Consider the following 24,249-nt stretch of genomic DNA (forward strand, 5'->3'; position numbering starts at 1 on the left):
CTAATATCTTAAAGAAAACGAAAAGTGCACTTTGAGACTAATAAATTTTGACTAGTAAAAGACATTACTGCTCGTTCCTACATATCATGTCAGCGACCACAATTAACAAGATATAAAAAAGCCACCCTAGTGGACGGCATTTAGTCTAACTTGGCTACGTTCTACATTTTAGTGCAAATTAATAATTATTTAGCAACGATCTTATAATTCCACGGCACGCTTTTCATATCAGTGGTCTTAATTGCAGCAAGTTTAAAATCTTGACGATTAAAGAACTTTTCATCTTTTTGATCAAGCTCATCCCTTAGCTCAAAATCATTGGCTTCTGAGTGCTTGCTACCATATGTCTTTTTAATGATGAAATCGTTGTATTCACTATTACCTGAAATTTCAAACTCGGTGTAATACTTATCAGCAGCGCGATTAATGACTAAGTTGTCACCAATTTCAATACGTGATGGGCAGTTGAAACAACCTGGGTTAAATTGCACTTCACTGATTTTAACTTGATTAAGTAGGTCTTTAATGGTCGTGCTGGTGCTGTTAAAGGTAACGTTCGACTTAGCTGTGTATTTACAATCATTTTTATCTGAGATATAAATACTTTTAACCAACTGTTTACTATCTGTCTCTACATAAAGATCGCACGCGGCAGTCTCGCTATTTTTATAACCTTGGTAATCCTTATCATACTTTAGACCGACTTTGTACTGCTTGTTTAGGCTAGCAACACTTTTACCTAAAGAGCTAGGTGATGCCAGACCGCTATAATCAGCAGCGAATGTAGGTGCAGAGATTGCCATCATAACAACGCCAGCCAATAGTAATTTTTTCATAAATAAGTCCTGTGTTTCAATTGCGTTAGTGGTGGTTACACTCAGGGTTGAGTGGTGTTAGAGATAATGAATATAACAAGAAATTATTGCCAACCACTTAAAAAAGCTACTTTAGTAGGTAGTTCGCTATAATAACACTACTTAATATTTAACACACTTCTGTTATATTATAGATACAATTAAGTAGATTCTTATATTAGCTCTTACCCACTATTGGCGTCGCTGCAGTCAAATCTACATCAGTTTCCGCAGGAGCCGTCAAGAAAGTCAGATAGGCTTGGTATTGCTCAAGCACATCATCAATCACTTGCTGCTTAGTTAGCCCCATCAAATCATAACCACCTGAACCTGTTTGTGTCGTCACTTCAAGGCGATAATAAACATCGCTGTCAGATGCCATTTTGCCACTAAAGGTAGGCGCTGGCGTCTCAACCATAGACACTTGATAATAAAAGTCAGCCATAGCAGTCGTTGACAGACGTAATAACGGCCCCGATGCAGCGATAATGTTAGTATTGCCAACAAAATTAGTCGTATCTGCCGCATTACTTTCATGGTCGGCATTGATACGCTCAACGTCATAGCCTTGACGACGGAACTCATTGGCAACATCGTCAAGTGCTGGGCGAACAGTACGCTCAAGAAACCTTATAGACTCGCGCTTGGATGGATAAGTCAGCATTTGTCCAAGCCGTTGTGTCCATGAACGCTCTGGTATATGACCACCACTTGGTGCGATAGATGGACGACGCAGCACTTTGCCTTCGCGTTCAGCCTGCTCGATTTTTAGTGCTTTGTAAAAAGAGAACATTACTAAATAAACAATAACGGTCACTGGCAGTGCAAAAATAAGCGTCGCATACTCCATCGTTATCACCCCACCCGCTATCAGCATCGATATGGTCAATACTGCCGTCAATACCGCCCAAAATATACGTAGCCATTTCGGACCATCTTTTGAAGGATCGGGAATAGAAGCAGAGAAATTCGACATCACCATAGCACCTGAGTTGGCACTGGTAATATAAAACAGCAAACCTGAGAACGTCGCCAATATGACTAAATAAGGCGCTCCGGGGAACATCTCTAAAAGTGCGTACCAACCGCGCTCTGGGCTTTTAACTGCCAATTCAGCAAAGGCGGTGTTACCTTGTAAGACTTCATACAGGGCTGAGTTACCAAAGAAGGAGACGATAATAAAGTCACATAATACCGGTACAGTAATCGCTGCGATAACGAACTCACGTAACGTACGACCACGCGAAATACGCGCAAGGAACACGCCAACGAACGGTCCCCATGCCAGCCAAAACGCCCAAAAGAACAGTGTCCAACCACCCATCCATTCGCTACTGCCCGGTACATAAGCAAACGTTTTAAACATACGCGCAGGTAAGGTGACAAAGAATTGACCTAAGTTTTCGACTAATGCATTTAACAAAAATGCCGTTTGTCCAGCGATGAGAATAAACGCCATCATCGCCACCGCACTCCATAGATTGAGCTCGGATATCCAGCGAATACCACGGTCAACGCCTGAAGTGGTTGCTGCTATCGTTAGGATCACTGCACCGATAACTAATGCAATCTGTAGCGTAAGACCTTCCTCTAATCCAAAAATTTTTGAGAAGCCAACGTTTAGCAATACCACACCGATACCCATGGTAGTAGCGACACCGAACACTGTACCAACCAAGGCTAAAATACTGATACCATGACCGATAGGACCATTGACGCGTTTACCAAACAGCGGATAGAGCGCCGCCCTAATCGACAACGGCATATCCCAACGATAGGCAAAGTAACCCATCGCCATACCCAGTAACGCATATACCGCCCAGCCCGCAATACCGTAATGGAACATCGTCCAAACAACCGCATTTTGCATCGCATCAGCAGTTGCCCCATCACCTGATGGTGGTGTTAAATACTGCACCACAGGACCCGTCACCGAAAAAAACAGCAAATCGATACCGACCCCTGCGGCAAATAACATCGCAACCCACGTGCCAAGCTTATACTGCGGACGCGAATCATCCGGTCCAAGGCGTACGCTACCTGCTTTAGAGAGTGCCACCCATAATACAAACCCTATAACCATCACCATAGTAATGACGTAATACCAACCAAGATTTGTCGCAATCCAATCAACGACTGTTTTCATGGTTGTGCTGGCACCCACTGGCATCACGATTGCCCATATTGAAAAGCCAGCAATCACCAGTGATGAGATAATTAACACGCTCCAGTTAATATGAGCGACAGAATTTTTCGATAGCTCTTGTGCCCCTTTTTTCAGGTCACTGCGCGATATAGGCGCATCATCATCGAGGTGATGCTTCGGCTGACGCTGCGAGCCACCAAATTGACTACGTTCAAATGGCGTTTGCGCTTGTTGGCTCTGCTCGTTTGGCTGGTTTGGATTACTTGGCTTAGACACTTCAGAGAGTTTGTCGTCTGATGGGTCGATGGTCATGGTTGTATTCCTTGCGTGCTACTGGTAACGAATAAATAGATCTACTTTTAGATAGTTTTGTATTTTGAGAAAAATATTAGCCGAATAGTAACATAATTTGCTTTGCAGAATTTTAGGCAGCCGTTAGGTGTGCTTGGGCTAAAAGATTCAGAAGCTATTGATAAATGAGGAATAAATTTTAGCGATTAAAGGTTTACGATGCGCTAAATTAAAAAATCCGGCTAGTAAATTGAAGTTTTCAGACAGCGTTTATATACGGCTAGTTTGACTGGCTAGCGTAATGCTTTAAGGCTACCTTTATCTACCCAGCCATATTTACGGTCTTGTTTGTAGCTTACTTTTATCCAATCCTCATTTTGAGCAACTGCCTCAATGACATCGCCTTTTACATAATAATTAGAGGGTATTTGCGGTTTGAAATTTTGGTCAAGTATCTCAGCTTTATTTGCAGTGACTTTATAACGACTCACTAGTGGCGGACAATTTTTTTCAAATGCTGCTTCAGAATACTCACTTGATTCGCCATAGCTGACATTTGATATATCAGAGCTATGATTTTCTATACAGTAATACGGCACTCCTGTGATAAGGGTGCCTGCTGATACATATTTTGTTATTAACCACTTATCGTTTTGTAGTCCAAAATAAAATGACTGCTCAGAGTGTCCTCGATCAGCAAAGTAGGTCGTTAATATAAATCCTGAATAATCAGAGCGAGGCGTAATGTCATTTAGAAACCATCCCGCTTCGTCAGTGAAGTTATTAGTTTCTAAACTGAGCTTATACTTGTTATCTAAAGTTCCTAAGTAAATAAACAAATCGTCACCTTGGTGAACATTATCTTTATTATTCTTATGGGTAATAATTTTGTCTTTAATCCCATCAGCGTTTACATCGAAATTATAAAATTGATATAAGTTGCTGCTATAAGTCTGAGTAAGCTCATTAGACATAAACTGTTGCGATTTTTTAAACTTATTCCCCTGCTTAGCTGGCTTAATACTTCCAATTACTTTACTGTCAGATATATTCACTTTGCAGGGTTTGCCTTTTTGGCTTATTGAAACTGATTGGGCAACGTTATCGTTTAGAGTGGCAGCGCCTAAAATGATAGTATCGAAGTTATCACAGTCAAATGATTGGATTTCAGCAGTATAGGAATGCTTAATACCTGTGCTATCAAAGGGCGATATGGTGTAGGTAGGATATTCTTCAGTGCCCTCTGGAAGAATCAGTATCCCTTGCTCTGAATCAGGGCTTTTGAATACTTTAATTCGCTTTATAGCATCTTCAAGATCAGTGTCATAGGTGTAATTAAAACCAATTTCAGCAAATTTATTAAGATAATCATTACTGTTTTTAAATATTAGATATGACCCATCATTACTTATAAGATTAATAATAATTAATGAATCATCAATATTGATTTTAACTTGCTTAGAGCCTGGGATATGAACAACGTTCGCCTTGCTCTTATAGTAAGTATTATTAGAATGAGCTATCTTTTTTCTTTCGTTATTAGAGACTTTACTATATTTGCCCTCTGGCTCCAAACTCTGGTGAGCATTAGTATTATCTTGTGGACTGCTTAATGGATTAACAGTATTGTCAGCAGAGTTTACAGTATCAGAGCTGCAAGCTGCCAATATCATTATAGGTATCAGGAGTAAAGTTCGAGTTATCATAATAATATCCTTTAGCAAGCATAGAGCAGTTGCAGATCAGTCAGTAAGCATTCAAGTAATATAAGCTATTGACAGTCAAATAGGTAAATTCACCATATCAAAGTATAGTTAAAAGAGTAAGAGCGAACTATCACGGCTCGCACTTCACCTTTTTAAATTCCCACGCCATTGAGCCAACCTTTTTTGCGACTAAAATATCACTGGCTGATAAGAATAATACGCCTTCGATATCTTGAAAATCCTCTCCTGTACACGTGTAATGGCTATAGAAATCTATTTTTAACGCAAAGGTTTGAATCAGCGCATCGCTATATTTTGAGATATTGCTAGCAGCAACTAAGCTTATGCCCATAATAAATACGAAAGCGATGCCTGATAGTATTTTTTTACCCAAAGGCTGGCTATTATTTATCGAGAGTTTATCTTCCTTTTTTATATAAAAATATAAGCCGATAGCAATTAGGTAGCTGCCAAGTAATGCCATGATGGCGTATTTAAAGAAAACAATACCCGTCAACACGCTAGTCGTCAGCGCTAAATTACTAGGGTCTACCAAGAATACGCGATTAATCTCACCAATTGCATAAAGATAGGCGCGCGCACTGATTAAGGCGACCAGTAAATAAATAACGATTTGCCCCCAAATACTGGTCTTTAAATAGAGATAAACGATATTTTTAATCGACACCATAATGAGCATGATAAATAAAACAGCAACGATTAGCAGGACAAGACTATAAAACACATAAGGCGGCAAATGCAGCGCAAAACTTAATAGTAAGGCGCTACCTAGAATAAGAAGTATAAAAGCGAACTTAGTAAAAAGCCGCGTGGTTTGAATCAGCCATTCTCTAACAGCATCTACAGTAACCTGTGGAGACTCTGTAGGTTTTTTCTCCTCAATGCTCATGGAAGCGGTCGTCCTTTATATAAACTGCTATTACGACTAAGGCAATAGCTTAGGCGCAATTCGATCAGTCAAATTAATATTGGTTATTTTCTCCGCCCAATCTGGCTCAGTTGGATGCGGCAAACCATCTAAAACTATCAACGATTTATTATAAATGGCTTTGAATGCATTTATGAAACCAGTAGCCGTATCGCCACAAGGTACGATGAGAACATCGGATGGCGCTTGCTCAAGTACTTGAGTTAATCGAAATTTAAAATCTCTAAAAATCAGATTATTTAAAAAATCGTTTTCTAAAATTTTATTTGCTGTAGTCTGCGGTTCTTCATCACCTTTATTTAAACTACTTTGTACAAAATACTGTTTAATAGCTGCCAACTGGTTCACTTGCAATAAGTCTGCATTGTTTAAAGCACAAGGATAAAATGCTTTATTCATCGGTAAAGTAGAACAATTTAAAATGCCAAGTGGCTTGTAATGTTGTTTTTTTATATTACATCCTATCGGTAATTGTGCATCAAAACTCTTCAGGTAACCTTGTGCTATCAAAAACTGAGTCAGCTCAAGCGCCGACTCTCCTGCCGCTGGATGCTGATGGATGTATTCATTGATATAAGGCGATTCTAGAATAAGTAATACTCTTAACTCTGTCACATCTTCAATCAAATTAAAGACTTTATACTTTTCTAAAGACACAGCGATTTTCCTTATGTCATTTATAATTATTAGTTTTATGATACTTGCTTTTATGATACAAGCAGCGATAAAAAAAGCATCCTATCGAGTTTGACTCAATAGGATGCTTTTTATTTAACGAACAGTAAAAGCTAACGTAAAAATTTAGATATCAAATTCAAGCGCTCTATCACCATCCGCATCTTGAATACGAGTTGGCAAGCCAATCTTATTCAACAGATTGATAAATGGCTTGGCATCGAGTTCTTCAACGTTGATCATTTTACCAGCATCCCACTCGCCAGTAGCAACTAACATAGCAGCAGCAACCGGTGGTACGCCCGCGGTATAAGAGATACCTTGGCTACCCATGGCTTCATAAGCCTCTTTATGGTCGGAGATATTATAGATAAATACCTCAGTATCGACGCCGTCTTTTTTACCTTTAACCTTGTCACCAATACAGGTTTTGCCAGTATAGTTTGGCGCAAGCGAACTTGGATCAGGCAGTACCGCTTTGACCACTTTTAAAGGAATAACTTCAAGACCTTCAGCAGTCGTTACCGGCTGCTCTGACAATAAGCCCAAGCTTTGCAGCACGGTAAAGACATTAATGTAATGCTCACCAAAGCCCATCCAAAAACGGATATTTGGTACGTCTAAGTTGGCTGATAATGAATGAATTTCGTCATGACCACTTAGATAGCTGTTTTGCATGCCAACGACTGGTAAATCATCCGTACGTTTGACTTCGAACATCTTATTTGACTGCCACTTGCTGTCTTGCCAAGAATAAACCGTACCAGTGAATTCACGGAAATTAATTTCAGGATCAAAGTTAGTCGCGAAGTATTTACCGTGGCTGCCAGCATTAATATCAATAATATCAATATCGGTCACTGAGCCCTTATCCATCATGTCATAGCCAAGACGCGCATAGGCATTGACCATACCGGGATCGAATCCTGCGCCTAAGATAGCGGTAATATTATTATCCGCGCAGCGCTGTTTACGCTTCCACTCATAGTTGTCATACCATGGCGGGGTCTCACAAATCTTGCGTGGGTCTTCATGAATCGCCGTATCGATATAAGCGACGCCAGTCTCGATACAAGCTTCTAACACGCTCATATTAAGGAATGGCGAGCCAACGTTGATGACGATTTGAATGCCTGTTTGTTTAATCAAGGCTATCAGCGCTGGAATATCGAGGGCATCGATTTGGTGCGTATGCAAAGTAGCAGGCTGCTTAAAGCTGCCTTTTTCCACGACACTTTGAGCGATAGCATCGCACTTATCTTGCGTACGCGAGGCAATATGAATCTCGCCAAGGACGTCATTATGCATTGCACATTTATGCGCGACTACTTGAGCCACGCCACCTGCACCGATGATTAATACGTCTTTTTTGCTAGGTTTAGCTTGTTGGTTTGTGTTCAATGAACAATCCTCCTTTGTGTCCCTGTCGATACCATAGTTGATGGCGAGTCAAAACAGAAACGAGTGAATGATATGCGTGAATTAAAAAGGAAGACCGAGGAAAACCCACGCACCCGTCGGGTAAAGATGCTTATTTTGCCCGTGACAATTATAACAATTTTCGCCACCTTTTCGGCAAAAATTAATCATTAAGATAAAAACAAGTTTTATAGACTAAAACCTTAACGCCAAAATTAAGACAAGCTAGCCTTGTAATCTTGATAATCAAACTCGCGCTGTACATCGATACTGCCATCAAGACGACGAATAACAATCGCTGGCATATTGACGCCATTAAACCAGTTCTTCTTCACCATGGTATAACCGGCGGCATTGCCAAACGCAATGGTATCACCTACTTTCAATTTATTTGGCAATTTATATTCACCAAAAATATCACCTGCTAAACACGAGCGACCATAGATAATCGTATTATCAGCTGCTGCAACATTTTCGCTTATAGGTGCAATATTAGTCGGGTCAATATTAAGAGGCACAATATTCATTAAATCACTATTAACCGCGACTATCGGCGCTGACTCACGGTAAATCAGCAAATCAAGCATATGCGCTTCAATGGATGAATCTACTACAGCGAGATTTTTCTCATTATGCAAAACATCTAACACAGTCGAGACTAACGTGCCAGCACCGTGAATACTTGCCTCGCCCGGCTCAAGATAGATTTGTACACCATACTTTTCACTAAAAGTCTTTAAACGCTCGGCAAGTTTTCCAAGCGGATAATCAGGCGCGATAAAATGAATGCCACCGCCTAAGCTTACCCATTCAAGCTCTACCAAAATATCACCGAATCTAGCTTCAATATCTGCCAAGCTCTCACTAAACGCTTCAAAGCTATCATTTTCACAGTTGTTATGAATCATAACCCCAGTGATATCCGTGAGAACTGCTTCGATTTTTTCTCTATCATGCTCACCAAGACGACTAAAAGGACGTGCTGGATCGGCAATAATAAATGATGAATTGCTGGTTTTCGGATTTAATCGCAGCCCTACTGGAATGTTTTGTGCTTTGGCTTGGTCTTTAAAGGCATTTAGCTGCGAGATAGAATTAAAGATAATCTTATCGGCATACTTTAATACTTCAGGAATTTCTTCCGCGCTATAGGCGACGCTATAAGCATGGGTTTCTTTTTTATTGTCACTGTTCTTACCTTTACCAAAAGTCTCATAGCCAAGCCTAACTTCATTGAGCGAAGATGATGTCGTACCATGTAGATAAGGCTGCATAATATCGAACACGCCCCATGTGGCAAAACATTTCAGCGCAAGCAGTGCCTTTGCACCAGACAACTCGCACAGTCGTGCAATAATCTGCATATTGGCGACGATTGCGGCTTCATCAAGCAAGTAATATGGGGTTGATGGCAATGATGACTGGGTATTTTGTAGCGAATTTTTTGTATTCATAAGGGTTACCTAATAGCGGCTGCTCGTATCATGACAGACATAAATATTTGCGCTATAGTAGACTAAATTCATCATAATTAGAATATCTCATGTCACTTTCAACCGATTATTCTACTGCAAAAAACCAAGCCAATGTGCCATTATTGGATTCAAACCATATCGACTTGAGCCATCTAAATGTGGATGCACGGACGGTGTTAACGTTTTGGTTTGACAAGGAAAATGAGCGCTATTGGTTTGATGAAAATATGGAGTTTGATCAGCAAATAAGAGAGCGGTTTGGCAAGATTTGGCAAGCGGCGAAACAAGGTGAATATGCGACTTGGCGCATTGCAGAAGCGCCGACTGACTGCAATAGCTCAATCACCGCTTTGGCTGGACGCTTGGCAGAGATTATCATATTAGACCAGTTTTCACGCAATTTATGTCGCAATCAACCGTGTGCATTTGCGCAAGATGGTATGGCATTAGTGTTAGCTCAAGAAGCGATTCAAAAGCCGTATTTTGATACGTTACCGATGGTATGGCGCAAATTTATCATTATGCCATTTATGCACTCTGAATCGACTGCGATTCATGAGCGCTATCTACCGCTGTTTGAAAAACTCGATGACAAAGTTACTTTAGAATTTGCACAGCAGCATAAAGAAATCATCGAGCAGTTTGGGCGTTATCCGCATCGGAATGCGGCGTTAAGTCGAGAATCTACTGCTGAAGAGCTGGATTTTTTGCAGCAGCCGAATTCATCGTTTTAATTAGGTCGCTAATAAGCCTTTTTATTGATTTAAAAAATACTCCTTATATTACTTAGGCTATTTATAAAAGACTTACCCTTTATGTATCTACCATATTTATTTGATTCTTTAATTTTTTATTAATGCCTTAACATTCGCTTTCTAGTGCCTTTCTAACCGGCGCAAAGCTGCGTCTGTGCGCTGCTAATACGCCATATTTATCGATTGCTTCCATATGAGCGCGTGTTGGGTAGCCTTTATGTTTGGCAATGCCATATTCAGGATGTTCAGCATCAAGCGCGTACATGGTTTTGTCACGGCTAACTTTTGCCAAAATACTGGCAGCGGCAATACTGGTATGTCGCGCATCGCCCTTGACCCACGCTTGGCAATCAATCATTGTTTCTTTTATTCCTAACCGCGCAAGGCTTGAATAATTCAGTTCAGGACAGCGATTACCGTCGAATAGAACTTCAATAGCTAGCTGATGGGCGTTTTTCATCATGTCACTTAGATGATAAGCAATGCTTTCTAATAGCACTTCGGTACATAAACGCATACCGAGCATGGTAGCTTGTAAGATATTTACCTGATCAATAACGGCGGCCGGAATATCAGCAATGACATAACCAATCGCATATTGTTGAACCAAAGGATAAAGTATATCACGCTTTTTTTCACTCAACTGCTTGGAGTCGGTCAGTATCGACAAAGGGGTATCTTTTAGTGGCTGCTCCTCAATCAGTCCTGTCCAAGCACGCGGCAATAGCGCCGCAGCGACATTGACACTGCCTAATAATGGTCCACGCCCTGCTTCATCAACACCGATCTGGAATGTTAAGCCCGTATGGCTCTTTGCAATATCTTCAGAATACTGAGCAAGTAATTCAGTAATATTAAGTTGACCAGATACATGGATGGGAGATGCTAGATTAATATATTGTCCTTTGATATCAATCTGCTCAATACTGCGTTCAATTTCTAAAACATGGTTTTCTGTCTGTAGCATTGTATTCATTTATTTTACGGTCTTATGTGTAAGAGATTATGAGATGAGGTAAATTAGCTTGATAAACCTACAGCCTGTTTGATTGATTACTCTGGATATGCCATTGTTCAATCACGCTATTGGCAGGTTCATGATTACTTTGCTGCTGCAAGAGATACTTGGTATCAATCAGCGCTTGCAATTGCTCAGCATAAGCGCGTGGCTGTAAAAGACGCATGACGGTACGGCATATATTATCACCGCTTGCTTGATCTTGAATCAGCTCGGGTACAATCGCTGTGTTTGCTAAGATATTTGGCAAGCCTACATAAGGTACTTTGACCAGACGCTTGGCAATCTGATAGGTCAGCTGATTAAGCTGATAAACGACCACCATCGGACGCTCAAGCAGCATCGCCTCAAGCGTTGCAGTGCCTGATGCTAACATCACAATATCTGATGCCGCCATTGCCTGCTGACTAAAGGTTGGCTGACTATCATCATAGACCACGACGATAGCCGCTCGTAGTTGTTCTGAGCGCTGATCAATAACATCTTGGACGATATATTGATGATTTTGATCAACCGTTGGAATAATAAAACAGAGCTTTGGGTCTAATAAAAGCAGCTTTTGGATACCATCGAGCATCAAGGGCAAAATCGCCGTTATCTCACCGCGGCGTGAGCCCGGCATCACACAAATAAGCTGGCTGACTTCATCAAAGCGTTCGATAAAAAACTGTTGGAGACCATCATTGCGCCAAACCAGCTCACTACGGCGCTGATTGATTGGCCTGTCTAGCAGCGTCTGATCAATAGTATGCATCAGCGGATGCCCAACGCATATCGCTGGATGTTTATAACGCTCGTAAACAGGCAGCTCAAACGGAAACAGACACAACACCAAATCAGTCGCCGCTTTAATATTATGAATACGCGACTCACGCCATGCCCAAATAGATGGGCTGACATACTGTACGCAGAATATGCCTTGCGGCTTTAATTTCTTAGATACTCGCAGATTAAAATCTGGGGCATCAATGCCAATAAACCAGTCAATATCCGCTGTTTTAAAAGCAGCGAGCAACTCACGGCGCGCCTTAAGTAAATCAGGCAGTTGCCCCATTACTTCCACCAGCCCCATCACTGCTAGGCGCGATAATGGAAAAATACTTTTAAGCCCCTGCGCCTGCATTTTGCTGCCGCCAACCCCAACCCAAATGATGTCATCACGTAGATTGTTCATCTGCTGCATAAAGTCTGCGCCTAAACTGTCTCCTGATACCTCACCCGCGACGATGCCGATAACGAGTGGCTTACGCTCTATAGTAGCCAATTTGTTATTGGTATCAAATGGCGCAGTTAAATCAGTTTGAGGCGTAACAGTATCGATCATGACAAGCTCTTAATAGTAAAGTGTTTCAGTAAAAGTCGTACAAAAAATAGAATTTAGATATTATAAAATATAGCGTGAAGTCATCAAGCATCAGATGCTCACTCTAACGATTAACAGTATTTATTATTTCCAAATTTAGGCATTTATCTTGTCATCATACGTGACGATGCTAAAAATAGCGAAATTACTCAACAAAATCCAGCGTCATTAATGCTACTTTATATTATCTACAATCACCAAGTATAACGAAGTTTTCGCCTCAGCATTCCAGTTATCAGTCAATTAACTGCTCGACTGCCCTTGTCAACCGGTACTTTTGTCCGCATAATGAAAGTCCCTATAAATTAGCTAGACGATATATAATCATGACAACAACCGCTACCCATAATGCAGAAATTGACGACGTGAATATTGAAAAATTTATTCCTTTAATCACACCCGATGAGCTAAAAACTGAACTTCCTTTATCAACCGAAGCCTATAAAACTGTTCTAAATGGTCGTACTACCATTCAAAATATTTTGGATGGAAAAGACAAACGTATATTCGTGGTCATTGGTCCTTGCTCTATTCACGACATCAAAGCCGCCCATGAATATGCCGATCGCTTAGCCGTATTGGCAAAAGAGATTGAAGACAGTGTATTTGTCGTGATGCGTGTTTACTTTGAGAAGCCGCGTACGACTGTCGGCTGGAAAGGTATGATTAATGACCCTGATATGAATGACAGCTTTGATATCGAAAAAGGTCTGCGTACCGCTCGTAAGCTATTGCTTGATCTTAATGAAAAAGGGTTGCCTTGCGCCACCGAAGCCCTTGATCCAAATACGCCGCAGTACATGCAAGACTTAATCAGCTGGTCTGCGATTGGCGCGCGTACTACTGAAAGCCAAACGCACCGCGAGATGAGCTCAGGCTTATCATGTCCAGTTGGCTTTAAAAATGGCACTGATGGCGGCATGACTGTTGCGGTTAATGCTATGCAAGCGGTAAAAGCCGGTCATAGCTTCTTAGGTCTGTCATCAGATGGTAAGGTCTCTATTATTAAATCTAAAGGTAACCCTTACGCCCACGTAGTATTACGCGGTGGCAATGGCAAGCCTAACTATGATGAAACGGCCGTTGCTCAAGTAGAAGATGCCCTTGCCAAAGGCAAAACCAGTGGCAAGATTATGATTGACTCAAGTCATGCTAACTCAGGTAAAGATCCTTACTTACAACCGATGGTAATCCAAAACGTCGCCGATCAAATAAGAAACGGTAATAAATCTATCATTGGAATGATGATTGAAAGCCATCTAAAAGGCGGACGCCAAGAGCTCACTGCTGATTTAGATGCACTCGAATACGGTATGTCGATTACTGATGGTTGCCTAGATTGGGAAAGTACCGTAGAAGCGATGCACAATCTGCGTGATGCTATCAAAGATATCTTGCCTAATCGTTAATAGCTATTAACGATTAACGGCTATTCGTATAAATTAATGCGCATTTAGCAAATGATAAAACCCCCATTTGACAGTCAACTGTCAAATGGGGGTTTTTAATTATGAGCTTATGGTTTTAGAATAATAGAACCACTAATTGAGCTCTACTCTTTCGCTGCACCCAATACACTCGTTAGGCTCTCATGCACGTGTTTAGAAGAAACCTGCTTTTGTAAATCAATTAGATGATCATGTGCCATTTGACGGCGCGGCTCAGCCAACGTATTCCAGCGTGCCAATACCTGCAATAAGCGCGAAGCTATCATCGGGTTGGTATCATCTAGCTTTTTAATCACGTCTGTGTAGATATCCAAGCCTGCTTGCGTCCATAATGCAGTTGGCTGCGAGGTAAAGGCACTAATCACTGAACGCACGCGATTTGGGGTATTCCAATCAAAATCTGCATGCGCTAATAATGATTTGATCACATCAGCATTGACGTTGTCAGCAGACGCTTGTACACTGAACCATAAATCAATCACCAAATCATCCGCTTGGAAACGATTATAAAAGTCTGCCAAATATTCATCAGCGTTCGCTACTTGATGATTGACCATAGTTTTTAGCGCCCCAAAGCGCTCAGTCATACAACTGGCATTATCATACTGCTGCTGCGCCCACTCTTCAGCGCCTTCCACGTTGGCGGTCAATGCCATATCAAGCACCACGTTACGTAGCGCGCGTTTGCCACGTGCTTCAGCGCTATCAACATAAGGCTGTAAAGGTAGCTGCTTATATAGCGCCTCCCATTGATCTTTTAGAGTATGTGCCAACTGTTGATACAAGCTTTCACGCTGCGCTTTGACCACTTCTGGGTCATAATCTTTAGAAATAGCAGCAGCTAGCTCTTGAGCAGATGGAATATCAAGCAAACGTGCTGCTAGCATCGCATCTTCACTTGCAAGCATTGGTAATGTCTGTGCCAATGCAGCTAGATAAACATCTGGGCTGCTTTTCAAATTTTGTGTTTGCAATAAGATACGGTTAACCAGCATCTGCGTAACTTGCCAGCGATTAAAGCCGTTGGTTTCATATTTGAGTAAAAATGCCAAATCTTCATCTTTATAATCATAATTCAGCTGCACGGGCGCACTAAAATCACGTAGCAAGGATACCACCAACTCGCTAGTTACATTTTCAAATGTAAAGGTTTGCTCCGCTTTATCCAACAATAGCATACGCTCAGTGATAATTTTGCCGCTTTCTTTATCAAATAAAGCGGTCGCAACTGGAATCGGCAACGGTTTTGGTGCATCAAAGCCGCTCACGTGACGCGTCTGCTGACTCAACGTAATTGTTAATATTTTCGCAGCACTATCATAGCTTTGATGACCAGATACTACTGGCGTACCCGGCTGGCGATACCAATCGATAAAGTCTTCCACTTTACTGTTAGTAATACTGAGCGCAGATAAGAAATCTTCAACGGTCACTGCTTGACCATCATAGCGACGGAAATACTCATCCGTCCCTTTACGAAAGTCATCTGGTCCGAGAATATTAGCAATCATACGTACAATTTCAGCACCTTTTTCATAGACAGTGGTGGTATAAAAGTTATTAATCTCTACAAAACTCTCAGGACGTACAGGGTGCGCCAGTGGTCCTGCATCCTCTGCAAACTGATGCGCGCGTAAAGTGGCGACATCATCGATACGCTGCACCGCGCTTGACTGCTGATCCGCTGAAAACGACTGATCACGGTAGACGGTAAAGCCTTCTTTTAAACATAACTGAAACCAATCACGGCAAGTGATACGATTACCCGTCCAGTTATGGAAATACTCATGGGCGATAATGGCTTTTACGCTAAAGCTACGGCTATCCGTGGTGGTTTCAGGACTAGATAACACGCAAGCAGTATTAAAGATATTCAACCCCTTATTTTCCATCGCACCCATATTGAATTGACTGACCGCAACAATCATATAACGATCTAAGTCATAGGCACGGCCGTAATTGACTTCATCCCATTGCATTGAATCTTTAAGTGCCTGCATAGCAACATCACACTTATCTATATCAGCTGACTTTGCATATACTTCAAGTAATACATTGCGACCTTCGCTAGTTGTATAGCTATCCGACAATACGTCTAAATCGGCAACCACGCAGGCAAATAGATAGCTTGGCTTATTAGTCGGATCATGCCAAATCGCATAATGGCGGTTTGGCGAGTCAACTACCTCACCTGCTTCAACCAAATTACCATTGGCCAATAGTGTTGGATAACGCTTCTCAGCTTCAAGACGGGTGGTAAATATTGCGAGCACATCAGGACGGTCTGGATAAAAAGTAATTTTACGAAAGCCTTCCGGTTCACACTGGGTGACAAACATGGTATCGTCGCCACTACCCGCCATATAAAACCCTTCTAGCGCGGTATTGGTCTGTGGGCAGATACGTACTTGAAGCGCCAATGTTACCTCGTCAGGAGCATCAGTAATGGTTAATTTACCTGCTGACTGCTGATAACGATCACTATTCAACAATTCATCATTCATCGTAATAGCAAGCAGTTCTAAATCCTCACCAAATAAAACGATATCTCCTGCGCTTTGACGCACCATTTTTAACACACTGTCGACTTGTGCATGGTCTTCAAATAACTTGATATCTAAATCAACCGTTTCAACATCGAAGCTTGGCTTTTCATAATCTGCTAAGTTAATCTTGCTAGGCTCATGTAACGGAACATCAGGCATTTCAGGATTAATAATTTGGGCAGCGGTTTCAGCGGTAGACATATAAATTCCTATTAGTTTTTATGATGGTTATATTTATAACGGCATTTAAAGCAAATCAGATGGATAATAATTATTGTATACATTGAAGCAAAAGGTATTAATATAAAACACCTTAATTTAAGCTACATTGACCTAAACCGCCAAATTTCAAGGGTGACGGTTAATTAAAATAAGAGAGCACTATACTATTCATCTAGATATAGCCTCTATACAAAAAAGAGAAGTTTTAAATAATATGGATTATATCTATTTGTAAATTCAAGAATTATTTACAGTAATAGTACTTACATAAAGTAACATTTAGTATATGATAGATAGCAATTGCCTAAGTTTTATCGTAAGCAGTTTACAACAACAAATTCAATGAATGAAATTTTTTGGAGCTTATTATGTCAACCAGTTTTTCAAAAATCGCTGCCCTCGCTGTATTATCAAGCGCCGTTGTTTTAGCCTCAGGTTGTGCTACCAAGCGTGCTACTTCTGAAGTCGTCGTCGCTCCACTGGGTATTCCAGGTGGTCAAGTTGGCTACAATGGCGCGGTTATCGTCGACAACTCAAACGCTGTTATTACTGGCGCTGAAAACATCCAAGCGGTTGTTTACTTTGCCTTTGATAGCAGTGAAATCACCTCACAATCTGCTGGCGTTTTAAACCAACATGCAGGTCTATTAAAATCTAACCCAAATGCGGCTGTGGTTGTTGCTGGTCATACTGATGAGCGCGGTAGCCGTGAATACAACATTGCATTAGGTGAGCGCCGTGCCCAAGCAGCACGTGATTATCTTGCAGCACAAGGCGTTGCAGCAAATAACATCCGTGTCATCAGCTATGGCGAAGAACGTCCTGCTGCTGCTGGTACCAACGAAGATGCTTATGCTCAAAACCGCCGTGCTGAATTGTCTTACTAATCATATGATATAAGATAACGCAAGCATCGAAAAGCCCAGTAAATATTTTACTGGGCTTTTTATTATTCAAAAACAAATGATTTATTAACTAAATATAAACTTCGACAATATACAACCTATGCAAAACTTAACGCTAGATGATATTCACTATACCGAACTCGACCCCGTGACGATGACATGGTGTGCGACTGCTCAAGTGCGTGCTCATTCTTGCCATAATCAACAAACCGACACCCATTTATCAGTCCCTCAAATCGCTTATAACCAACGTCAGCTGCAACGTATGGGCGTGCGACTTTTATTACAAGCATTGCTCAAAAAACTTACTATCAGTGATAGTCTAGACGAGTCAGGTTTCCCTTATCGACTGATTGATAGTCAATATTATGTATGTTTTAGCCATACTAGTGGCCACAGTAAAAATGCTATTCGTATACAAAACGATAGAGAAAATACTGATATACCTTACATCAAAGTTGCGGTTATTATTAATAGTAAACATGCCTCGGGTATCGATATCGAACTCAATACAGTGAAATGGCAGGTAGCTCAGCGTTTTTATCATCCAAAAGAATTAACTATCTTACAAGTCATGTCACTCACAGAGCGTAACACTATTATCAAATATCTTTGGCAAATCAAAGAGAGTTTTATAAAGATACATCAATATACCCTTGCTCAAGGTTTGGGCATAGATTACTCCGATATTATTCCTAACTTAATCAAGCAACCTATAGAAAATCTGCCTTTACTAACGATTAATGATGTTAATAGTGATTATCGTATTGCTGCTATTCACTCGCAGCAGACTATTATCGTTTATTAAAAACATATAAAACACTATTTTAAATACAAAAAAAACGACCCTAAAAAGGGTCGTTTTTTACTTATACTTCTTTTAACAACAGTATCTAAACTGTCATTAAATTAGAAGCGGTAAGTTGCACCAACTTTAACAATTGGTAACCACTCTAACCAGTCTTTATCTTCAAGCTCATTTTTAGCTAGATTAGCAACTTGGCCAGGAGTTAGCCCTGGTACAACAGTACCACCAGGATTGACACCATCTTCTACACGTACTGGACCAGACTTACTTGCAGTAACATTAGCGTCAGTTTGACCCATGTATGCAGCACCGATTTCGCCAAACAAACCAAAGTTATTAGTGATGTTAGGACGGAAACCAATAGTTGCATAAGGTGCTAGCTTGTTGCGATGATCCATACTGCCTTTAAGAACACCTACGTCATCAGCATTATATTTCACACCATTAACTTTATAAACGCCACCATTAGGATTAGCAGTTACATCAAAGCTATTGTCAGGAACGATGATACCAGCACCCATAGTGAACCAGTTTGCCATAGGACGTAATTGTACGCCTAGGTACGGGTTACTAAAGTCAGAATCAACTTCGTAGTTTACGTCGTTTGCATCAAAATCGCCGCCGAATAAATCAGCAACATCGCCACCTGCCCAACCGGCTTGTAGTTCAGTTTTGTCATTCAATGCCCAACCGATGTTAGCGCCATAACCTAAGCTACCAACTTCAGCACTGATCGCTGCTGGATGAGTAACGGTCTGGAAGAAAGTCTTAGTACCACCAACCACAGCGCCAGTAGTATTACGTACTACACCAGCATCAGCATTGTATGCATAAGCTGGTTGAACTTCATAAGCTACAGCCACTGGCTCAGCTTCGTATACAACAGCCTCATCACCGTCAACAACGATAATTGGATCAGCAGCTAATGCAGCAGTTGAGGCTAAAACGGCAGCAGTGATTGCTGTTAATTGAATAAGTTTCATAATTACTCTCCTAAAGTATGAAATAACACGCCCATAAAAAAATGAAAATCTAACTTATTAAACAATCATTTTTGATGCGAGGATTAAAACAATTTTGGCTCAAAAAGTCACCCCTAAAGATGCACTTTTTATTTACCGTTATGTAAAGATTGCATAGATATTGTAATAATTACTACACCAAACCGCAAAACTTCGCCTTATTGTTACACAATACTCTTAAAGCTACTGCGCAGCCTAAACATGAATATGAATATGCTTAACGCTCATGTAAAGGTATTACAAAATATGTCTGCATGATGAAGCATCTTGAGGAATAACGCAATAACAGTTATAAGGTTAATTACTACAGATTGTTGTACTTTGTGACTGAATGTATCCAATATTACTCAAAAATCTAAATAACTCTCAGATAGTTTTGACAAAAATCCACGCAATATAAAGGCGCTGCTATATAATGATATATATGCTTGTGTAAGGACTATATTGTGCTAAATTAGAGTCAGTAAGCCAATTGCTGTATGCCTTTATACTTATTCATTTTTAGCCTTATTGCCTTGATTGTTGTGCTCTATTTTATAATGGCGATTATATCCATTACGCTGTGGCTATCTATTTTATTTATTCTTACTGAGTCATTTATATGCCTAAAGTATCGTCGATTACCCGTGTGCTAGAGATTATTGAGGTGGTGTCTTATGCCTCAAAACCGATTTCGCCACTTGAGCTATCACAAGAGCTTGATATTCCAAAGCCAACCATACATCGATTGATTCAAAATCTGGTCGATGAAGGGTTTGTGACCGTCGATATTGGCGGCGGTATCATACCGGGCAAACGGGTACGTAATTTGGGTGTTGAGCTTTGGCAGCAGCGGCTGTTCTTTAATGAGCGGCAAATGATTTTGCAAAAGCTGGTCGATGATCTAAAAGAGACCTGCGGTATCGGTGTTCCTTATCAGATGAATATGATCTATACCAATCGCGCACAGACGACTTTGCCGATTCAGATTTATTTGCCCGTGGGTGCAAAATCACCGATGTGGTGTACGGCTACTGGCAAGCTGTATTTAAGCCAGTTACCGCGTGCAAGTCGCGATAAGATGCTGAAAAACTTATCATTGGATAAATTTACCAAAAACACCATCACCGATATAGACGCTTTAAATGCTGAGCTTGATCGTATCGCTGATACTGGTATCGGTGTCGATAACGAAGAGTTTATCTCTGAGATGGTCGCTATTGCCATACCGATACGAGATAGGAAGTCACGCTATCTTGCTTCGCTGTATCTGCACGCACCAACCATACGAGTCTCTTTAGATGATCTATTAGCTCATGTGCCACGACTACAAAAAGCGGCGCAAGATATTCAGTCTTTGGTCTATGAGCTGCCAAGTTAAAAGCTTTCATATAAGCCAGAAATAACTAAAAAAAGGTCTGCACTATTATTATAATGCAGACCTTTTTTATTGTTAGATTAGATAGTTTAAGATAATACAGAGCTGTCGTACCGCGCCATAATACTAGAAAAATCTCTATCGCCATTCTCTACGGTATGCGCTTCATAAAGCTCAGTAACTTTAGCACCCATAGGTGTTTCTATTTTGGTATCTTGGGCAGTCTGCATAGCAAGGTTAAGATCCTTTTGCATCAGCTTACTCATAAATCCGCCTTGATAGCCATTGCTCGATGGGACATTTTCCATTACTTGCGGATACGGATTATAGACCTCTAGCGTCCAGTTACGACCTGAGCTTTGCAGCATAATATCTGATAACACTTTTGGGTCGAGACCGTTTTTGACGCCCAGATTAATCGCTTCTGCCGTTCCTGCCATCAAAATCCCAAGCAGCATGTTATTACAGATTTTCGCCACTTGCCCTGCACCGTGATCGCCTGCATGAAAGATATTTTTGCCCATCACAGCCAATATCGGCTCGGCTTTAGCAAAGGCTTTATCCTCTCCACCAACGATAAAGGTTAGCGTACCAGCGATAGCACCGCCTGTACCGCCAGAAACTGGTGCATCTAAAAAGTCGATACCAAGCTTAGTAGCGGCTTCTGCTACCTTTCTAGCATCAGCGGCAGCTATCGTACTGCTATCTATCACCAAAGTACCTTTTGGTAGCTCTGCAAGTAGACCGTTAGGGCTACCTTCTCCTAAATAGACAGAATGGACATGCTTGCCAGCGGGCAACATGCTGATAACCACTTGGGCGTTTTGGGCAGCGGCTTTAGGGCTATCAGCTACACTAGCACCCGCTTGTTGCAAACGCGCAGTTGCCTCTGCCGATAAGTCATATACCGATAGCGTATAACCTGCTTTTAGCAAGTTTTCTGCCATCGGCGCGCCCATATTACCAAGTCCGATAAAGGCGATATGCAGCTTATCCGTATTGGTGGTATTTATATCCTTTGTACCCATCTCATCACTCCTTGATGATTGATTATGTCATTCATTTTTCTTTTTTAGATTTTATTTAATCTAATTAAGCTGTTTTAAATAAAGTACTAAATATATTGTTAGCGAACGGCTTGATTACCCAATGCGGCAGCGCTCAGCCAATCATCTAGAGGATGTTCGCCTTTAGCATAAGGACTGGTAAAGTGCTGCTGGATATAATCTTGTCCCTCTGCGCTTAAACACTCAGCTAAGGTACGCGACCACTGCGGATTACGATCTTTATCAATTAATAATGCTCGCACACCTTCTTTAAAGTCAGGATTAGCGGCACAATGTACGGCGACATTAGTTTCTAGATACAAAACTTGCTCTAGCGATAAATCGGTCACTTTATGATATAGCGCATAGGTTAACGCTGCAGTCACTGAGCAACCATGTCGATAGGTTGTTACAGCTCGCTGTGTCCAACTGTCCGCAGCAAAATCTGCATCAAGCTGTGCGAGCGCCTCATCACTTTGTAATACCACATCAATATCAGCCAAACCGCCGCTGTTCATTAGCTGCTGGATAGCTCGCCAATGCTGCGCAAGCTTACTAGCAGGCAATTCAGCAACAGGCTGCGCCGCCAATGCCCGACTCACGATACTATGGGCGCTATCGTTATTTTCTTTTTTATCGGTATCTACTGCCATCTGCCAATTACTTTGCTTCAGACTCTGCATGATGGCATCATAATCCTGACTTCCAACGGCGTATTCTGCTAAGTTGGTCAATAATGCATCGCTGCCGTTACACATGGCACCTGTTAGCCCTAAAAATAAGCCAGTTTTGGCTGGCATACACTGCAAGAACCAACTGCCAGAAGCGTCAGGGAATAAGCCAATGGTAATCTCAGGCATGGCAAAGCGAGTGCGATCAGTGACCAGTCGATGACTACAACCTGCCATTAGCCCCATACCGCCACCCATGATAATGCCATCGCCCCACAGTATTAAGGGCTTGGAATAAAAGTGCATTTGTCGATAAAGACTATACTCATGACCAAAAAAGTCTGTCGCATAAGGGTTTGGCATAGGCGCTGTTGCTGACATACTGTCATATAACCTGCGAATATCACCGCCTGCACAAAACGCCTTGTCACCTGCGCCTTTTAAAACAATCGCTACTATTTGAACATCACTTTCCCACAGCTCTAGTTGCTGTGATAACAATTGACACATCTCAACGCTTAAAGCATTAAGAGATTTTGGTGTATTTAACGTCATTATCCCAATAAGGTGACCACAATCTGTCGGTTCGGTGCTGAATAATACTGGCGCGTCTGCTGTGCCTTCTATAGCTGCTGTCATAAAAGTGACCTACAAATGAAAAAGTGAAAAAATATTATTTTAGTTAAATTAACTTCTGGCTAAAATAACTTAAGTATCGTTTATTTATTTTGCCAAACCGGCTTACGCTTCTCTAAAAATGCCTGTACACCTTCGCGCTGATCTTCAGTATCGAACAATTTAACGAAGGCTTCACGCTCATAGATAAGGTTTTGCGCAGGCGGTGTATGTCTTGCTGCTTGGATAAGCGCTTTGGAATAACTGACGGCAACCGGTGATTGTTTAGCTACTTTTTGCGCTAGTGCTTGCGCTGCTAATAAACCGCTATCTTTTGCAGTGACTTCTTCAACCAAACCAATTCGCAATGCTGTCTCTGCATCGACGCGCTCACCGCACAATATCATGCGCTTTGCCCAGCCTTCGCCGACGAGAGCTGTTAGATTTTGCGTACCACCGGCACACGGTAACAAGCCAACACCTGTCTCAGGTAGAGCCATTTGGGCATGGTCTTCTACGATACGAATATCACAAGCTAACGCACATTCAAGACCGCCGCCCATTGCATAGCCGTTGATAACGGCAATACTAACACCGCGATAAGCAGATAAAGCTTCGAACGCTTCACCGAACGCAATCGCCATACTGATCGCGCGACCTTTATCACCATCGGCAAAATTATTTAAATCAGCCCCTGCTGAAAAGAACTTTTCGCCATCGCCATGAACGATTAACGCATAAACTTCATCGTTAGCATTAAGATCAGCAATCAACTGCTTAAGCGCCTTGAGACTTTCCATCGTCCACGTATGAGCAGGTGGGTTATTTAAGGTTAGCGTTGCAGTATGACCATCAATCGATAGTTTTAAGTTGATATAATCCGTCATAAAACATCCTTGTTATAATTTTTTATAAAATTGCTTTACTTATAAATTAGAATCGGCGAGTTATTTACTCA

At 41.3% G+C, this 24,249-nt stretch carries 18 protein-coding genes and 1 pseudogene; 5 read left to right on the plus strand and 14 right to left on the minus strand.

The window, feature by feature from the left end; genetic code table 11:
* Window positions 1-185 precede the first annotated feature (185 nt).
* The 7 genes from ACMHKH_RS13040 to ACMHKH_RS13070 all read right to left on the minus strand — a co-directional run bounded on the left by ACMHKH_RS13040 (window position 186) and on the right by ACMHKH_RS13070 (window position 9,494).
* The gene (locus ACMHKH_RS13040; RefSeq protein ID WP_413521074.1) at window positions 186-836 is read right to left on the minus strand and encodes a hypothetical protein; all 651 of its coding nucleotides are present in this window, start codon (window positions 834-836) and stop codon (window positions 186-188) included.
* A gap of 196 nt (window positions 837-1,032) precedes the next feature.
* Window positions 1,033-3,312, minus strand: a complete 2,280-nt coding sequence (betT, locus tag ACMHKH_RS13045) for a choline BCCT transporter BetT (protein WP_413521075.1) — start codon at window positions 3,310-3,312, stop codon at window positions 1,033-1,035.
* A 272-nt stretch (window positions 3,313-3,584) separates the two neighbouring features.
* Entirely contained in the window at window positions 3,585-4,997 is a 1,413-nt protein-coding gene (locus ACMHKH_RS13050) for a hypothetical protein (RefSeq protein ID WP_413521076.1), read from the minus strand.
* Between the two features lie 130 nt (window positions 4,998-5,127).
* Window positions 5,128-5,907, minus strand: coding sequence for a hypothetical protein (locus tag ACMHKH_RS13055; RefSeq protein ID WP_413521077.1), 780 nt, complete (start codon window positions 5,905-5,907; stop codon window positions 5,128-5,130).
* 36 nt (window positions 5,908-5,943) lie between these two features.
* On the minus strand, window positions 5,944-6,603 hold the full coding sequence (locus ACMHKH_RS13060; protein WP_413521078.1) for a hypothetical protein: 660 nt from the start codon (window positions 6,601-6,603) through the stop codon (window positions 5,944-5,946).
* 144 nt (window positions 6,604-6,747) lie between these two features.
* Window positions 6,748-8,022, minus strand: coding sequence for a saccharopine dehydrogenase family protein (locus ACMHKH_RS13065; RefSeq protein WP_413521079.1), 1,275 nt, complete (start codon window positions 8,020-8,022; stop codon window positions 6,748-6,750).
* Between the two features lie 233 nt (window positions 8,023-8,255).
* Window positions 8,256-9,494 carry a carboxynorspermidine decarboxylase gene (locus ACMHKH_RS13070; RefSeq protein ID WP_413521080.1) on the minus strand — a complete coding sequence of 413 codons (1,239 nt, stop codon included), beginning with the start codon at window positions 9,492-9,494 and terminating at the stop codon, window positions 8,256-8,258.
* A 179-nt stretch (window positions 9,495-9,673) separates the two neighbouring features.
* Between ACMHKH_RS13070 and ACMHKH_RS13075 the strand changes: the two genes are divergently transcribed.
* Window positions 9,674-10,249, plus strand: a complete 576-nt coding sequence (locus ACMHKH_RS13075; protein ID WP_413521090.1) for a DUF924 family protein — start codon at window positions 9,674-9,676, stop codon at window positions 10,247-10,249.
* Window positions 10,250-10,376: 127 nt separating this feature from the next.
* Here the strand turns inward: ACMHKH_RS13075 and ACMHKH_RS13080 are convergent, their stop codons facing one another.
* Both ACMHKH_RS13080 and lpxB read right to left on the minus strand, forming a co-directional pair.
* Complete coding sequence (locus tag ACMHKH_RS13080; protein ID WP_413521081.1) at window positions 10,377-11,246, minus strand: ribonuclease HII; 870 nt, start codon at window positions 11,244-11,246, stop codon at window positions 10,377-10,379.
* A 58-nt stretch (window positions 11,247-11,304) separates the two neighbouring features.
* Complete coding sequence (gene lpxB, locus ACMHKH_RS13085; RefSeq protein ID WP_413521082.1) at window positions 11,305-12,612, minus strand: lipid-A-disaccharide synthase; 1,308 nt, start codon at window positions 12,610-12,612, stop codon at window positions 11,305-11,307.
* A gap of 365 nt (window positions 12,613-12,977) precedes the next feature.
* Here lpxB and ACMHKH_RS13090 point away from each other — a divergent pair, with 365 nt between their 5' ends.
* The gene (locus ACMHKH_RS13090) at window positions 12,978-14,060 is read left to right on the plus strand and encodes a 3-deoxy-7-phosphoheptulonate synthase (RefSeq protein ID WP_413521083.1); all 1,083 of its coding nucleotides are present in this window, start codon (window positions 12,978-12,980) and stop codon (window positions 14,058-14,060) included.
* 143 nt (window positions 14,061-14,203) lie between these two features.
* Here ACMHKH_RS13090 and pepN read toward each other — a convergent pair whose 3' ends face one another.
* Window positions 14,204-16,804 carry an aminopeptidase N gene (gene pepN / locus ACMHKH_RS13095; RefSeq protein WP_413521091.1) on the minus strand — a complete coding sequence of 867 codons (2,601 nt, stop codon included), beginning with the start codon at window positions 16,802-16,804 and terminating at the stop codon, window positions 14,204-14,206.
* A 431-nt stretch (window positions 16,805-17,235) separates the two neighbouring features.
* Between pepN and pal the strand changes: the two genes are divergently transcribed.
* Both pal and ACMHKH_RS13105 read left to right on the plus strand, forming a co-directional pair.
* Window positions 17,236-17,754, plus strand: a complete 519-nt coding sequence (pal, locus tag ACMHKH_RS13100) for a peptidoglycan-associated lipoprotein Pal (RefSeq protein WP_413521084.1) — start codon at window positions 17,236-17,238, stop codon at window positions 17,752-17,754.
* A 118-nt stretch (window positions 17,755-17,872) separates the two neighbouring features.
* Window positions 17,873-18,580 carry a peptide transporter gene (locus ACMHKH_RS13105; RefSeq protein ID WP_413521085.1) on the plus strand — a complete coding sequence of 236 codons (708 nt, stop codon included), beginning with the start codon at window positions 17,873-17,875 and terminating at the stop codon, window positions 18,578-18,580.
* Between the two features lie 101 nt (window positions 18,581-18,681).
* On the opposite strand, the gene ACMHKH_RS13110 is transcribed toward ACMHKH_RS13105, so the two are convergent.
* Window positions 18,682-19,563, minus strand: coding sequence for a hypothetical protein (locus tag ACMHKH_RS13110; protein ID WP_413521086.1), 882 nt, complete (start codon window positions 19,561-19,563; stop codon window positions 18,682-18,684).
* A 640-nt stretch (window positions 19,564-20,203) separates the two neighbouring features.
* On the opposite strand from ACMHKH_RS13110, the gene ACMHKH_RS13115 reads away from it, so the two are divergent.
* Window positions 20,204-20,962 carry an IclR family transcriptional regulator gene (locus ACMHKH_RS13115; RefSeq protein WP_413521087.1) on the plus strand — a complete coding sequence of 253 codons (759 nt, stop codon included), beginning with the start codon at window positions 20,204-20,206 and terminating at the stop codon, window positions 20,960-20,962.
* Window positions 20,963-21,048: 86 nt separating this feature from the next.
* On the opposite strand, the pseudogene mmsB reads toward ACMHKH_RS13115, so the two are convergent.
* From mmsB to ACMHKH_RS13130, 3 genes and pseudogenes are all read right to left on the minus strand, one after another.
* Window positions 21,049-21,993 (minus strand): annotated as a pseudogene (gene mmsB, locus ACMHKH_RS13120) (3-hydroxyisobutyrate dehydrogenase); the annotation flags it as partial.
* Between the two features lie 92 nt (window positions 21,994-22,085).
* Window positions 22,086-23,315 carry an enoyl-CoA hydratase/isomerase family protein gene (locus ACMHKH_RS13125; RefSeq protein WP_413521088.1) on the minus strand — a complete coding sequence of 410 codons (1,230 nt, stop codon included), beginning with the start codon at window positions 23,313-23,315 and terminating at the stop codon, window positions 22,086-22,088.
* An 80-nt stretch (window positions 23,316-23,395) separates the two neighbouring features.
* Window positions 23,396-24,178: an enoyl-CoA hydratase gene (locus tag ACMHKH_RS13130; RefSeq protein WP_413521089.1), complete on the minus strand. Its 783-nt coding sequence runs from the start codon at window positions 24,176-24,178 to the stop codon at window positions 23,396-23,398.
* Window positions 24,179-24,249: the final 71 nt, after the last annotated feature.

It is taken from the genome of Psychrobacter glacincola (genome assembly GCF_965118485.1).
Taxonomy (GTDB): domain Bacteria; phylum Pseudomonadota; class Gammaproteobacteria; order Pseudomonadales; family Moraxellaceae; genus Psychrobacter; species Psychrobacter glacincola_D.